Origin of the sequence: Mycobacterium sp., from assembly GCF_039583805.1 — a bacterium.
Lineage (GTDB): Bacteria > Actinomycetota > Actinomycetes > Mycobacteriales > Mycobacteriaceae > Mycobacterium.
In genome coordinates this window covers 22,842-37,492 of the sequence record NZ_JAVKSH010000005.1, presented here as the reverse complement: position 1 = coordinate 37,492, position 14,651 = coordinate 22,842, and the positions used below count along the sequence as shown (strand labels likewise).

The 14,651-nt window shown below is 66.2% G+C and carries 13 protein-coding genes; 3 read left to right on the top strand and 10 right to left on the bottom strand.

Annotated features, from left to right (window positions below):
* Window positions 1-74: 74 nt before the first annotated feature.
* The 3 genes from ABDW21_RS01220 to ABDW21_RS01210 form a co-directional block, all read right to left on the bottom strand.
* On the bottom strand, window positions 75-956 hold the full coding sequence (locus ABDW21_RS01220) for an AraC family transcriptional regulator (RefSeq protein ID WP_343600736.1): 882 nt from the start codon (window positions 954-956) through the stop codon (window positions 75-77).
* Window positions 957-1,230: 274 nt separating this feature from the next.
* Complete coding sequence (locus tag ABDW21_RS01215; RefSeq protein WP_343600737.1) at window positions 1,231-2,193, bottom strand: alpha/beta hydrolase; 963 nt, start codon at window positions 2,191-2,193, stop codon at window positions 1,231-1,233.
* 43 nt (window positions 2,194-2,236) lie between these two features.
* Window positions 2,237-3,886 carry an NAD(P)/FAD-dependent oxidoreductase gene (locus ABDW21_RS01210; protein ID WP_343600738.1) on the bottom strand — a complete coding sequence of 550 codons (1,650 nt, stop codon included), beginning with the start codon at window positions 3,884-3,886 and terminating at the stop codon, window positions 2,237-2,239.
* Between the two features lie 324 nt (window positions 3,887-4,210).
* Here ABDW21_RS01210 and ABDW21_RS01205 point away from each other — a divergent pair, with 324 nt between their 5' ends.
* The 3 genes from ABDW21_RS01205 to ABDW21_RS01195 are packed head-to-tail and all read left to right on the top strand — an operon-like array spanning window position 4,211 to window position 7,010.
* Complete coding sequence (locus tag ABDW21_RS01205) at window positions 4,211-4,402, top strand: hypothetical protein (RefSeq protein WP_343600739.1); 192 nt, start codon at window positions 4,211-4,213, stop codon at window positions 4,400-4,402.
* A complete protein-coding gene (locus ABDW21_RS01200; RefSeq protein WP_343600740.1) occupies window positions 4,399-5,460 on the top strand; it encodes an alpha/beta fold hydrolase in 1,062 nt (353 codons plus the stop codon). Before ABDW21_RS01205 ends, ABDW21_RS01200 begins: the two co-directional genes overlap by 4 nt.
* A 41-nt stretch (window positions 5,461-5,501) precedes the next feature.
* The gene (locus ABDW21_RS01195) at window positions 5,502-7,010 is read left to right on the top strand and encodes an aldehyde dehydrogenase family protein (RefSeq protein WP_343709966.1); all 1,509 of its coding nucleotides are present in this window, start codon (window positions 5,502-5,504) and stop codon (window positions 7,008-7,010) included.
* A gap of 239 nt (window positions 7,011-7,249) precedes the next feature.
* Here the strand turns inward: ABDW21_RS01195 and ABDW21_RS01190 are convergent, their stop codons facing one another.
* The 7 genes from ABDW21_RS01190 to ABDW21_RS01160 form a co-directional block, all read right to left on the bottom strand.
* A complete protein-coding gene (locus ABDW21_RS01190) occupies window positions 7,250-8,014 on the bottom strand; it encodes a mammalian cell entry protein (protein ID WP_343709965.1) in 765 nt (254 codons plus the stop codon).
* Window positions 7,981-8,544 carry a mammalian cell entry protein gene (locus ABDW21_RS01185; protein WP_343600743.1) on the bottom strand — a complete coding sequence of 188 codons (564 nt, stop codon included), beginning with the start codon at window positions 8,542-8,544 and terminating at the stop codon, window positions 7,981-7,983. The genes ABDW21_RS01190 and ABDW21_RS01185 overlap by 34 nt, the downstream gene beginning before the upstream one ends.
* A complete protein-coding gene (locus ABDW21_RS01180) occupies window positions 8,541-9,476 on the bottom strand; it encodes an RDD family protein (protein ID WP_343709970.1) in 936 nt (311 codons plus the stop codon). The genes ABDW21_RS01185 and ABDW21_RS01180 overlap by 4 nt, the downstream gene beginning before the upstream one ends.
* Window positions 9,477-9,538: 62 nt before the next feature.
* A complete protein-coding gene (locus ABDW21_RS01175; RefSeq protein WP_343709964.1) occupies window positions 9,539-10,282 on the bottom strand; it encodes a hypothetical protein in 744 nt (247 codons plus the stop codon).
* Window positions 10,252-11,802 (bottom strand): MCE family protein, encoded by a 1,551-nt coding sequence (locus ABDW21_RS01170; RefSeq protein ID WP_343709963.1) that lies wholly within the window; start codon window positions 11,800-11,802, stop codon window positions 10,252-10,254. Before ABDW21_RS01170 ends, ABDW21_RS01175 begins: the two co-directional genes overlap by 31 nt.
* Window positions 11,796-13,004 carry a virulence factor Mce family protein gene (locus ABDW21_RS01165; RefSeq protein ID WP_343709962.1) on the bottom strand — a complete coding sequence of 403 codons (1,209 nt, stop codon included), beginning with the start codon at window positions 13,002-13,004 and terminating at the stop codon, window positions 11,796-11,798. Before ABDW21_RS01165 ends, ABDW21_RS01170 begins: the two co-directional genes overlap by 7 nt.
* An 8-nt stretch (window positions 13,005-13,012) precedes the next feature.
* On the bottom strand, window positions 13,013-14,647 hold the full coding sequence (locus ABDW21_RS01160; protein ID WP_343709961.1) for a virulence factor Mce family protein: 1,635 nt from the start codon (window positions 14,645-14,647) through the stop codon (window positions 13,013-13,015).
* Window positions 14,648-14,651: the final 4 nt, after the last annotated feature.

The following is a 14,651-nucleotide window of genomic DNA, read 5'->3' as shown; positions in this document are numbered from 1 at the left end:
GCGCTTGAACGCCCACGCTGCATTCGTTGGACGAACGTGCGGTCTTCGCGACCCGCCCCGAAGGGACGCGGCACCTATGCGCCGGCTCGCCAGCGCCCGGGGGTGACACCCACGTGTTGCTTGAAGACGCGGGTCATGTGGCTTTGGTCGGCGAAGCCACAGTTGACCGCGATGTCTGCCAACGCGATGCTGGTCCGGGTGAGCATCGTCTTGGCGCGGTCGATCCGCTGTCGCAGGACGAATTCGTGCGGGCTGGTGCCGGTGGACCGGCGAAAGCAGCGGGCAAAGTGGAAGCGGCTGAGCGCAACCGACGCGGCGAGGTCGTCGATGCTGATTGCTTCGTCGAGGTGGGCTTGTATGTAGTCGCGTACGGTGCGCTGGTCGGCGAACGTGAGTCCGGACTCGCCGGTGGGCTCGCGGAACAACACTTCGGCGTGCCGGCGCAGGATGTAGACGCAGAGCTGACAGGACAGCGACTCGACCAGCAGCCTGCTGCCCGCCTCGCCCTGGACGGCCTCGTTGGCGATCGCCATTGCGGTGCGGTAGATAGCGGGATCATCGGCCTTGACCTCGTCGGCCAGTTCGATGTCGGTGACATCGCGTTCGTACATTTCCCGGCACGTGGTGGCCAGTTCGTCGCGGGTCAGATAGACGTGCACGACGTCGATGTCGCTGGGCCAGACCCAATGCGACGCGGCTGCCCGGGTGAGCAGCGAGACATCACCGGGGTGCACCGTTTCGTTGATCCATCCGCCGTCCACGCAGCGGCGCACCGCGGTCGCGCCCCGACGGTAGGCGACGACGACGAAGTCCCGTAGCGGGGGCACTTCTACGTCCGAGGCGCGGTACCGGTAGCCGCGTACCGCCAGGCCCTGCCAGGTGTCCGGACTGCGGACGGTGAGCCGTCCGGGCACCCAGGTGGGGAGCTGGTCCGGCACCAGCAGATCGGTAGTCATCGCGATCCTCCTCGTCTTTGTCGACGGGCCGCGACCGATCACACCGAAATGTCGACGTGACGCAACTCACACAGTTCGCCATGATTGTAGCCCGATGTTACGGGTGACGTGGGCTTCTTCGAACCGCAGCGACGTCGGCGGCGGCGGCTCAGTGATGGGGTCTCCTCGACGAGCCCTCACTCGCGCGCCCTGCCGGACGCAACAGGTTTCAGCGCGCATTCAGTTTTCTTTTCACTGGGGACGAGACGACAGGCCGGGCCGTGATTTCGGTTGTTCACAGCCAGAGCCGTGGCTGCCAGCCACCGCGAAAGACGGTCCTGAGCTGCACACCCGCTTCCTCCAGGGCAGCACGTCCCTGGTCCATCACGCCAGCGAGATTGCTGGCGAAGGCGTGGATCTGCCCGTCGTAGCGGCGGACGGCGGCGCCGACCCCCGCCTCACGCAGGCGGTCGGCATACGCCTCGCCCTCGTCGCGCAACGGGTCGAATTCGGCGGTGACGACCCACGCCGGGGGCAGGCCGGACAGATCCGTCGCCCGCAGCGGTGACGCGCGCCAGTCCGCGGGATCTCCGTCTACACCCAGATAGTGCTCGTGGAACCACTTCAGCAGGTCGGTGGTGAGGAAGAATCCCACGCCGTTGTCGCGGGACGAGGCGGTGTCGCGCAGAAAATCGGTCGCCGGATACAGCAGCAGCTGGTGCATCAGAGCCGGGCCGCCCTCGTCGCGCGCCAGCAGTGCAACCACCGCGGCGAGGTTGCCGCCGGAACTGTCGCCCGCCACCGCCAGCCGCTCGACATCACCGTTGAGCAGCGCGGCGTTGGCTGCGGCCCACTTCAGTGCGGCGTGGGCATCCTCGACGGCCGCAGGGAACGGATGCTCGGGAGCGAGCCGGTAGTCCACTGAAACCACCACGGCGTGCGCGCGGTTCGCGAGCACAGTGCAGGTGGAGTGGACGACGTCGAGACCGCCGATCACCCACCCACCGCCGTGGTAGTAAACCAGGATAGGAAACGCCCCACTACCCTTCGGTGTGTAGATGCGAATCGGGATCGGCCCCGCCGGCCCGGTAATCGTGCGGTCGGTGGCGTCGGCGACCGGTTCGGGCGTGAGCCCGCAATCGGTCACCACCGCGCTGTAGGCGGCGCGGGCGTCGCCGACAGGCATCTCGTTCAGCGGCGGCAGTCCGGAATCAGCGAGCCCGTCGAGCCAGGCTTTCACTTGCGCGTCCAACGGCATGGTTCCGCCTCCAGGTAACTCGTTGCTGATGCCCGGCAGGTGCTCATCGGCCCGCCGCAGGCGTCAATTCGAAGCCTGCGTAGTCCTGCGCCGCCTCGGTGCAGATGCGGCGGTACTCCGGGAATCCACCGCACCAGGACAGCACGACGTGGGGCTTGCCCTCGATGTTGGTGCCCGTCCACCACGATGCCGTTCCGGGGATGAACGTGGCGTTGGCCGTGTCGGTGTGCAGTTGCACAAACCCGGCCTCGGCCTCCTTGCGCGGCTCGATAGATTCGAACCCGTTGTCGCGCAGGTGCGCCAGACAGTCGATGATCCATTCGCCCTGCTGTTCGATCAACGTCGGACCGTTGGTGAGGATCGCCGGGTTGTAGGGACCGCAGTAGATCATGAACATGTTGGGGAATCCCTCGACGGTCAGGCCGAGGTAGTTCGTCGGCCCGTCGACCCACTTGTCGGCAAGTCGGCGACCCCCCTTGCCGCGGATGTCCATATCGAGCATGGCGCCGGTGTAGGCGTCGAAGCCGGTCGCGAACAGGATGATGTCGACCTCGTACTCCATGCCGTCCGACGTGCGCACACCGGTGGCAGTGATCTCTTCAATCGGGGTCCGCTTCATGTTGACCAGGCTGACGTTGTCCCGGTTGAACGACAGGTAGTAGCCGTGCTCGATCGGTGGCCGCTTGCTCCCGATCGGCGAGGTCGGCGTCAATTCCTCGGCCAGCCCCGGGTCACGAACCAGGGAACTGATCTTTCCGCGCAGGAAATCCATGTACAGGTCATTGGCGGACTTGCTGGAGATCACGTCGGCGAACGTCGCAAACGCCCACGGAAAACCGCCCTTGCGCCACATCTCCTCAAAGATCTGCCGCCGCTCGCTGTCGGAGAAGTCCTCGGACATCCCCATGAAGTCGGCGTACGGGAACCCAGTGAAGTTGTTCCGGGCCCGATCCCAGATCTCCTTGTGGTGCGTGCGAATCTCCTCCCAGTCGTCCGGGTCGAACTCGGTGTTGCGCCCCGGCAAGCAGTGATAGGGGTTCCGCGTGAACGCGTAGACGTGCGCCCCCCGGCGGGCAAGCTCTGGAACGACCTGCACCCCCGTCGCCCCGTTTCCGATCACCGCAACGCGCTTGCCGGCGTAGTCGAGGTCCTTCTGCGGCATACGCGCGGTGTGGAACCACTGCCCACGGAAGTTCTCGAGGCCCTTGATGTCCGGGATGTTCGGCTTGCTCAACGGTCCGACCGCTGGAACGAAGTAGCGCGCCGACACCGTCTCGCCGGTGTCGGTGGTCACCGACCACCGACTAATCGTCTCGTCGAAATGCGCTGCGCTCACGCGTGTCGAGAACGTGATGTGGCGGCGCAAGTCCAGCCGGTCGGCCGTCCACTGCAGGTAACGCAGGATTTCCGGCTGCGTCGGGTAGCGCTCGCTCCACGTCCACTCGTCCAGCATCTGTTCGTCGAACCGATCCGAGAAGCAGTACACCGTGCTGTCCGAGTCGCATCGCGCTCCGGGATACCGGTTCCAGTACCACGTCCCGCCCACGTCGGTCGCGGCCTCGAACGCCCGGGCCGACAGTCCGAGGTCTCGGAGCCGCCGCAGCATGTAGAGCCCGGAGAACCCCGTTCCCACGACAACCGCGTCGACGTCGGTCTGTCCGGGTGCCGTCGACACCTGATCTCCGGTTGCCATGTGCGTCACTCCTGCTTATCGGTGAACTTTGGCCCGGCCAGCTCGGGACTCCGGAGACGGGGCGCTCCCGGAGACGCCGGCGCAGCTAAGGTGCCACGATCGTGGCCCAGGTGGTACGAGTCGCTCTTGAACGCCCCGGCCGAATGCGTTGGATGATCGTGCGGTCCGCGCAAACCGGGCGCCGCGCCGTCATGCGCCGGCCCGGTGATGACCGGGTGTGGTGCTGACACACTGGCTGATGGTGATCCCATGTGCGCGTTGGCTGCGCACATCCATTCCAGCGTTCCGCCCAAATTTTCAAGCGCCGCCAGCCGGTGACCTGCCATGGTCTTGTCATGGGCTGGCCGCTGGTGTGCGGCCTCGGGATCGCCGCAATCGAGGATCACGCTGACCACTGCCGCGCACGTCATGGGCGCGACATGCGCGACGCGGCAGCGTTGCGGGCGCCGTGAGATCGCCGACGACGAGGACGAAGGCTTCACCTTCGACACCACCCTGGAGGAGGCAGACGCATGATCGAGAATCAGTACTACAGCCATGCGTTTCACGGCGACTACGACCTGATCAGCGTGGGCCGGCTCGACCTGGAGGAAGGCGGAACGATCCCGGAGTGCGAGCTCGCGGTGGCCACCTTCGGCGAGCTGAACGCCGCGAAGGACAACGCCGTCCTGATCCCCACGTGGTACTCCGGTACGCACCAGATCTGGCGTGACGTCTACATCGGCCCCGATCATGCGCTCAACCCGCAGCGGTACTTCATCGTCTGCGTCAACCAGATCGGCTCGGGCCTGTCCACCTCGCCGCACAACGCCGACGGGGCCAACGCTGATATCGCCATGTCGAAGTTCCCGCATGTGCGAATCGGCGACAACGTGGTCGCCCAGGAGCGATTGCTGCGCGAGCACTTCGGCATCGACCAGCTCGCCCTAGTCGTCGGCGGATCGATGGGCGCCCAGCAGACCTACGAGTGGGCGGTGCGCTTCGGCGACAAGGTGCTGCGCGCCGCACCCATCGCCGGCACCGCGCAGAACACCCCGGGTGACTTCCTGCTCGCCGAGACCCTACGCGAGGCGATTCAGTCCGACCCGGGCTGGGCCGCGGGCGAGTACACCTCCAATAACGACGTCGCCGACGGCCTCATCCGGCAATCCCACATCTGGGCCGTGGTCGGCTTCTCGACCGAGTTTTGGAAGCAAGAGTTGTGGCGGGCGCTGGAATTCGACAGCAAAGAGGCGTTCCTGACCGGGTTCTTGGAACCGTACTTCACGGCGATGGACCCCAACGCCCTGCTCTCCCAGTCATGGGCCTGGCAGCGCGGCGACGTGGCCCGCCACACCGGCGGTGACCTGGCCGCCGCGCTCGGTCGGATCACCGCAAAGACCTTCGTCATGCCCATCGACGAGGACCAGCTCTTCCCGGTCCGCGACTGCCGACCCGAACAGGAAATCATCAAGGACAGTGAACTGCGCGTCGTCAACGAAGTCATGGGCCACCTTGGCTTGTTCGGCGTCTCGCCCACCTTCCTGCCCCAGATCGACCAGCACCTCGGCGAGTTGCTCGCCACCCCGGTCTGACTGATCCATGAGCAGGAGCCCACCATGTCCCGGAGGTTTCGATGACGACGGTGTCTGATTTTCCGGTCCACGCCGAGGTCCGGTCTTTCCTGGATCGCCGCAAGCAACTCCTCATCGGTGGACAGTGGGTGGATGCGGTGTCGGGGCGCACATTCGACACCGTGGATCCGGCCACCGGCACCACCCTGGCCGAGGTCGCCAAAGGGGAGGCCGCCGACATCGACCGCGCCGTCGCCGCGGCCCGCGACGCCTTCGACAACGGCCCGTGGCAACCGATGAAACCCAATGAGCGGGAGCGGTTGTTGTGGCGGGTCGGCGACATCATCTCCGAGCGAGCGACGGAATTCGGCGAGCTGGAGGCGCTGGACAACGGCAAGCCGGTGGGCATTGCGACCGCGGTGGACGCGGGCTGGTCGGCGGATCTGTTCCGCTATTACGCGGGCTGGGCCACCAAGATCGCAGGCGCAACCCTCAACGTGTCCATGCCGTTCGCACCGGGCGCCCAGTTCCACGCCTACACGCTGCGGGAGCCGGTCGGGGTGTGCGGGTTGATCGTGCCGTGGAACTTCCCGCTGCTGTTGGCGGCCTTCAAGCTTGCGCCCGCACTGGCCGCCGGCAACACCGTGATCCTCAAGCCGGCCGAACAGACGCCGCTGTCTGCGCTGCTGCTGGGTGAGATCTTCGATGAGGCCGGTTTCCCGCCGGGCGTGGTGAACATCGTCACCGGATTCGGTGACGCGGGCGCCGCGCTGGCAGCCCACGACGGCGTCGACAAGATCGCGTTCACCGGGTCCACCGAGGTCGGCAAACTGGTCGTCGACGCCGCGCGCGGCAACCTCAAGCGGGTGTCGCTCGAGCTCGGCGGCAAGAGCCCCAACATAGTCTTCGCCGAAGCCGAGTTCGACTCCGCCGTCGCCGGCTCACTCAACGCCTGGCTGTTCAACTACGGTCAGTGCTGTGTCGCGGGCACACGCCTGTTCGTCGAGGATCAAATCTTCGCCGACTTCACCGACGCTGTGGCGGAAGCCGCGTCAAAGGTGAAGATAGGCCCCGGGCTTGATCCCAGCACCGAACTGGGCCCGCTGGTGTCGCAAGAGCAGTTCGACCGGGTCACCGGGTACCTTCGGCACGGGCTGGCCGACGGTGCTCGCGCCCTGACCGGGGGAAAGCGTCACGGCGACACCGGATTCTTCGTCGAGCCAACCGTATTCGTCGACGCGCGACCGGAGTTCAGCATCGTTCGCGAAGAGATCTTCGGCCCGGTCGTGGTCGCGCTGCCATTCAACGCCGACGACGGCATCGCTGCGGCCGTCCGGGCCGCCAATGATTCCACCTACGGTCTGGCTGCCGGCATCTGGACCCGTGACATCTCCAAGGCACACCGTGTCGCACGGCAGTTGAAGGCCGGGTCGGTGTGGGTCAATCAATACAACGGCTTCGACACGGCGATGCCGTTCGGTGGCTACAAGCAGTCCGGCTGGGGCCGGGAACTCGGGGTGGATGCCCTCGATCTGTACCTGGAGACCAAGTCGGTCAACGTCGCCCTGTAACCGCCGCCTGACCGCCAGGAGATTCCCCTGCAAACCACCGGCGGGGCGAGACGAGTGTGACGGTGGCGGGATCCGAGGACCGGGAGGCGTACACCCGCGAACAGACCCAACCGGCTCTGCTCGAGGTCACCATGGTGGGGCGCCACTGCCCAGGCCCCGGCGGAAGTCATCCCCGGCAGAAGTCATCCCCGGCTGAAGTCATTCCCGTCGGGTACGTAGCGGGGCACAGCCGGGTTGGCCTACAGCTTGGGCGTCAAATCGAACGAGGTGATGGTCGACATCCTGGTCAGCAGCCAGCGCGCGTGGTCACGCCTCATGAACAATCGGTAGGACAGGTACTTCAGCGACGGAATCGACTTCGCCGCAGCACTGGTGGCCGTGGTGTTGGTGTACACGATGACGGTGGCCTCTGAACCATTCAGTGATTCCACCGCCGCGCCGGTGATCTCGGTGCTGTCGGTCACCTTCGCCTGCTTGTTGGCCGCCGCGATCGCGTCGACGAACTTGCGGTAGTCGGCTTCCAGGTCACCACTGAGATAGACGGATGCACGATCAGCCAGCGTGTCCATACTTTCCGGGGTGTAGTTCCACAGCGTGGTGATCGCGTTGACCGCGGTCCGCACGACCGCCAGCTTGGTCGCCACCAGTGCGCGATCAGCCAGATACGGCTGCGCGGCGGCACCCGCGAACGCCGCCGAGCCGACAAGCAGCGCAGCCGACACGCCGGCCGATACGGCAAGCCACCGGCCGGTCCGTCGTTTGCCCGGGGCGACGGTGTCATCATCTGCAGCTGAGTCCTGCGCGGCCGCCTGGTCGGCTGTGCCGGCGTCGTCGTCCTCAGCGGAGGCGTCCCCAGGGCGGTCGGCCTCCGCGTCATCGACGGTGGCATCGGCGGATTCGGTTGCCGCATCGTCGCGTTCGCGGGGAAGTGTCCCCACCTCGTCGGAAGCCTCGTCGGAAGCCTCGTCGGTCAGATCACCTGGACAAGGCTGCTGATCTTCCACTGGTTTCCTTCCTTTTGGGCCGTTACCAGCCAGCGGGATGCGACATCGACGGTCTTCTTGCCGTCCGGCGACTTGCCATTGACCTCGGCGGCCACCAGCACGTTGGCGCTGCCGTCGTCGTTCCATCGCTCGACTCCGGCGTCGAGAACCGTGCCGGTTGTCGGCTCCCCCTTCGCCACCGCAAGCGCAGCCAGGTTCGCCTTCTGTTGGTACTGCTTGGCGAACTCACCGGTGGCATGCGCCAACACCCGGTCCACGTAGTCGTTGGCGTGGAAGGGATCCAGCGACGTGAACTGTGTCATGAAGGAACGGACGTCGGCGAGCACCGCAACGTCCCTCACCGCTGCCCGTCGCTGCGACTCGTGCGAAACCAGCACCAGGGCGCACACCGTGATCGCCTCGGCGATGACCAGCCCGGCGACGCCGAACATCAGCGGCAGCCGCGCCAGTCGTCGCAGTCGCGACGGCGCAACCGCCCGCGCCACGAACGGCGGTGCTTCGCCCGGTTGAATCTTGCGGCGCGGGCTCATTTTCCGTCCTCGACGGGCACCGGCTTGGTCACCACTGTGAGATCGTCGACGCGCCATTGGGCGGCCGACTTCGCGAACGTCACCCGCACCGTCGCGCTGATCGGCCGTTCCTTACCCGGATCGCCGCGTTGGCCCTGCAGGAAAAGCAGCATCGTGGCGCGATGCGGCGCCGCCGACAGCACCGCGCTGTTGGCCACCCAGTATTCGTTGGGGACCGGTTTCGCCTTCTGCACCGCCTGCTGTTGGGGGACCAGCTGTTCGCGGTAGTTGTCGGTCGTCAGCGATTGGGCGTGCGCGAAATCGTCCCGCAAGGACTTCGGGTTGTAGCTCAGCATCTGTGTGACGATCTTGGGTCCCTGCACCGCGATCTGCGCGCGGGCCTGGTCGGTCGCCCTGTCATGTTGGTAGACCACCTGATAGCTCACCGCGGCGCCCATGATGCACAGCAGCGCCGAGGTCAGGAAAATTACCGCAGCCAGCGCCGCTATGTTTCGCGGCACGCGCTGCAGCTTCGCCCGCCGAACCTCCGTGCGCGCCAGCATGTCGGCAAAAGTACGCCGACGTTGATCCCACAGCGGCCACAGCCAACCTACGAACAACGACACCGTATCGACGAAGTGCGCCAGGTCGCGCACCAGCAGCCGCCACGGGCCGACGGACCTCGTTGGGGTGTCCCCGCGCGGCACCACCGCGATGCCCACGGCGGCGCGGCCGAAGCTCCACCCGGTGACGGCCGGCAACAGCGAGCGGCTGGCGGCGGTCAGCATGAACGCCACTGCGCCGACCACTACACACGGCCACCACCACGCACCCCCCAGCGGCACCGCCAAGGCGGCCAACGCCATCGTCGCCAGCACTGCGGACCCGGGCAACACGTCAACGATCAACGCCACCGCACGAGCCCACCACGGTGCCAGCGTGTTCGCCGCCATCTCGTCGGCTTCCCGAGAAGCTTCCGGGCCCGACGAGATCTCCGGGTCGGCGACCACCGCCGTCACTTGCCCACCTGGTCCAGTTTGGCGATCTTGTACTGGCCGTCCTCGCGAGCCATCTTCACCCGCAACCGGTATCCGTACTCCTGGCCTTGCGCCTCGACGTTGTCGACCTTGACGCGGAGCGCCACCAGCAGGTCGACGGAACCGTCTTTGTTGTTGCGTTCCACCGCCGCGCGCATGTCGGACACCTGAACGTGGACATTGGCAACCTGGTAAGCCTGCGCCAGCATGCCGCTGTACAAGGCGGCTTGCGCACCGAAATCACCGGTCGAGCATTCGATGATCTTCCGCTGAGCTTCGGCCACGGCGGTGGCGTCGGGCGCCTGTGTTGCCGCGACGCACTCCTTGGCGGCTGCGATGGCCGCGGCGTCGTCACGGGCGATGGCCTGGCTTTCGTGGTGCGAACGCAGCGCGAAATAGCCGCTCGCCGCCACGCCGGCGGCCAGCAGCACAAGCACCGCGCAGACGCCCATCACCCCGAGACGGCCAAGCCGGGACGGTCCTCGTTTCGCTACTTGCTCCCCAGCCACCGGCACCGGCTCGCCGTCTGGGGAATCCGCCCCGAGGTCCGCTGGCTCATCGACTGCCGCCGAGCCTGCGCCGTCGGCATCCGGCTGCGCGTGTGGGTCGACTGCTGCCTCGGCCACATCCTCGGCACTCGTTTTCGCAAGAGCCTCAGCGGTTGTCGTGGTGCCGGCCTGGCCGGGTGGGTTCAGCTGGCTGGCGCCAGCATCTCCTTCCATCCGTCGTCTCCTACGTTGCTCGAGTTCTCGACGGAGAACCTGGCCCCGTCCGGGCCCACCACCTCGGCGCTTTGCGGACTGTAGGTCCCGATGGCAGGCGGGCCATTCGGAGTGTAGATACACGGGTTAGGCTGCTGCCCGTTGCACTCGACGGTACCCGATCCCGGCCGCTGCAGCGGGTCGCTGACCGGAGGTGGCGTTCCAGGCAACTTGTCGGCCTGCAGCGGGACCATGCCGGTGTCGACCGACGGCGCCTGAATGACCTGTCCAGGGTTCACCGGCTGATCGCAGCGAGCACCCGGCGCCGGGCAGTTGCGGATCTGGTTGGGGTCGCCGTACCAAGGGTTGGTGCCGAGCGGCACATAGGGCTTGTCGCTGCGGCAGTCTCGTGGCGTGGGCGCACGTTTGCCCGGGACATCCACGCAGGGGATGTTGCGTACTCCGCGCACGTCATTTTGCGCCTCCTGCGGGATCTTGCAGTAGACGTCCGGCAACTCGGCCGGACTGGTGTCAGCGGGCGCGCGCCACTGCGATGCCGGGAGGAAGCCCGTCAGGCAGGGCGGCGGCGGGTTGACAAACCCCCCCGGGATGTCCAGCGCGGCCCTGTCGGGCCACTCCGAGGTTACCGTCTGCAGGATCGTCCCAAGCTGCGGCAGCAGCACCAGCACTTGCTCGACGTTCTTGTTGTAGCGCTTGAGCATGTCGGTCACGATCGCGGTGTTGGCCAGCGTCTGCGGCAGCGTCTCGCGCACATCCCCGAACACCGCGGTGATCTGGTCGGCCGTCGGCGCCGCCTGGCGCAGCACGCTCTTGACGTCCTGATCTTTTTCGGCAGTCTGCGCGGCCAGGGTGTTCAGGTTGCGGGCCCACCGCTCGATCGCGCCACCCGAGTTGGCCTGGCTGTCCAGGACCGGTCCCGAGTTGACGATGATGTCTTTGAAATCCTGGGCGTAGGTGATGGCGTCCCCGGCGATCGCCTGGGTCGCATCGACCAGCCGCTGCAGTGCAGGACCCAGCCCGCCGACCGCTTCGGCTGTTTCGTCCAGCAGCTGGCTGATCTTCTCCTTGGGCAGCACGGCCAACCCTCGGTTGACGGCGTCCAGCGCCGGCCCGATCTCGGCGGGCACCGTGCCCTTGGTGATGGTCTGCCCGGGCGAGAGGAACTTGCCAGGGTTTCCGGGGGACACCAGGTCGAGGTATTGCTCACCCACCGCGGAAACCGAATGCACATTCGCGGTGGTGTCGACCGGGATTTTGTAGCGGCTATCAATGCTCATCGTGGCCTGGGCGCCGTGTTCGGTCGGTTCGACGGCGGTGACCCTCCCGATGGTTCTGCCGCGGTAGGTGACGTTGGCGGTGGCATACAGCCCGCCCGACGCCGGCAAGTCGGCCCTGAGCTCGTACTGACCGATGCCCACCAGACTAGGAATCCGCAGGTAGTACCCGCCCAGCATGACCAGGGCGACCACCGTGATGATGCCGAATATGACCAGCTGGCGTTTGACGAAATTGGTCAGCAATTTCGGTCCGCCCTTTCGACCAGCGGCCCGCCGGGCGCGTCGTTGGGGTTCGGCGTGTACCGGACGTCCGGAATCATCTGCTCAGGATCACGGCCGAACGCCTGCTCTTGCGCGCGCAGCACCCCCGACAACCCGGTCCCGCTGAGTAACGCGTTGTCGATGGCGGAGTAGGTGATGTCGCCCGTAAGCGAGACGTTGATGTAGTCGCCGCGAAGCGCCTTGTCGATGACATCGGTTGGGACGAGGGTGAAGATGAACTTCAGCACGGTGGGCACATAGGGCGCAGCCCGGCCAAGTTCCCTCAGCGGGCACTGCAGCGACTGCAGGTCCTGGTGAAAACTGCTTCGCGCAGGACCCAGGTATTGGTCGGTGACCGCGCTGAGCCGGCCCACCGCGTCGGTCGCATCGATCAGCAATTGCTGCTTGTCCGCGAAATGCTGAATCACCGGCGGAACATCGGTGAGCAACCGATCCAGGACATCCGCCCGCCTGCCCGCGTAGCTCAACAGGCGGTTGCTGGCATCGATCGCGCGGTTGATGTCGTGGCGCTGCTGGTTGAGCTGGTCGGTGAAGATGTCCAGCTTGCCGAGCAGGGCGCGGATCTGCGGGGCCCGCCCGTTCACGACGTTGTAGACCTCGTTCGTCAGCGCTTCCAGGTTCGGGACGCCGCCGCCGCGCAGAATCAGCGACAGGCTGGCCAGCGTCTGCTCGATACTGGGATACGTCGAGGAGTTCTTCAGCGGGATGGTGTCGCCGTCCTTCAACGGCTGCACCGACGGATCCTGCGGCGCCGCCAGTTCCACATGCCGAGAGCCCAACAAGCTGGTCTGCCCGATCTTGGCGGTGGCGTTTTTCGGCAGCTTGACGCTCTTGTCCAGGCCCAGTGTCAGCGTCGCGACCCAGTTCTTCAGGGTGATCGCGCGCACCGAGCCGACCCAGACGTCGGCTACCAGCACCCTGCTGTTGTTGTTGAGCGCGAGCGTGTTCGGCATCTGCACGTAGACGGTGTAGGAGTTGGCACCGGTGCCCGGAGCGAACGGAACCTGCACATTGGCGATACCTCGCCACCCACAGGAGCTCAGCACCAGTGCGGCCACCAGCAGGGCCAACCCCTGCCACGTGCGGCGGCGGAGCCCGGCGATCACCCGTGCGGCGCTCTTGGTCCGTCGGTTCGGCTTGCTCGTCGCGCGTACCGCGCTCATCGGGCGCCTCACTGGCCCGGACCTGTCGAAGCGGCCGCCTCAGCGGGCAGCGGCGGCCCGGGCGGCGGCGGCCCGGCGACCGGAGCCGGCGTCGGCGGCACCGGACCCGGGATCACGTCTGGCCCGGGCGGCGGCGGCGGTATCGGCGCCTGACCTGGCCGCTGGCCGACATACGGCAACGGGCCCGGCTCCTCGTTGTAATCGTTCGGGGACCCCGGCGGGGTTTGGTACTGCGATTGGACGGGCTCGATATCGGGGCCGCCCATGAGTTCGGCCAGCGATTCCGGCGTCAGCAGACCCTCCGTGATGGGGTCCACCTGGACCCCTTGCATCCCCGGTGCGGTGATCCAGCCGTGCTGGGTGTTGCGGTGCGAGGTCGGCGTGTCCGGCACCCAGATCCCCGGGACGGTGCTGTCCTTGTACCCGTCCGGCGGCTGCAGCCGCGGCTCGGAGTAGCCGACCTCCTTGGGCAGCACCTGGGCCGTGCTGAACAGGTTCAAGGTGAACGGCGGGTAGTTGAACTTGATCGCATCGAGGATCGGCGTCAAATATTGCGCACACAGTTCGGCGGAATCTTGATAGCCAAGCCGGCTGCCGGCCTGAATGGGCCCGCAAACCCAGAGCAGCGGGTTGGCGAACAGGGCCCCTTCAAAGGTGATGGTGTCGCTCACGATGGCGCCATTCACCGGGTGATAAAAATTATTTGCGTTCCCCAACGCCGTCGGAAAGACGTGCAGATAGGTCTCCAACCCGTTCAAGGGCTCGGGCTGGACCAGTGCCGTGGTCACGTCGGCAAGGTTGTCGAAGTCATGTGCGAGCACGTCGCGGTTCTTGGCCAAAAACGTGCGCAGGGTGGGCAGCAGACTGTCGAGCTGCTGGATCGCATGAGCGACGTCGCGGTCGGAGTGGGTCAACCTACCGGTAACCTGCGCCAGGTTCTGGTTCAACGCGACGAACTGCTGGCCGTCGGCATGCAGCGCATCGACGAAAAGCGCCAGGCTGCGCGCCACCGCGAAGAGGTCGCCGCGGCCCTCGTTCAGGGTGGTCAGCGCCTGTGACAGGTTGTTGAAGGTGGTGTTGATCTGTTTGCCCTTGCCGGCCAACCCGTCGGCGAAGGTTTCGATGGCATCCCCGAACGGCCCCTTGGGATGCTGGGGGGTTGGGCCGAGTTTGTCGATGACGTTGCTTAAACTGTCGCGCAGTGCGTCCCACTCCGTCGGCACCTGGGTACGGTCGATCGGGATCACCGCGTTGTCGAGCAGCACCGGACCGCCCCTGTACGGCGGCTCCAACTGGATGCTGCGTGACGCCACCAGGTTGGGATTGACGATCACCGCCGAGGCGTCGGCCGGCACCTTGTATCTGTTGGCGTAGTGGAAGGTCACCTTCATCTTGTCGCCGGACGGCTCGACCTTGTCGACCGCCCCCACGTTGACGCCCATGATCTGGACCTCGTCACCGGTATAGAGGGCGTTCGCCTCTGGGAAATACGCAACCACGGTGTTGTTGACCAACTTTTGGTAGAGCTCACGGCCGACGAAGGCCGCGGCGAGTGCCAGCACCACCACGAGTGATCCGATGATCACCGCGGGACGCGACCTTCCCGGCAGCCGCAGGTTGCGGATATCGAAGATCGTGCTCACATCC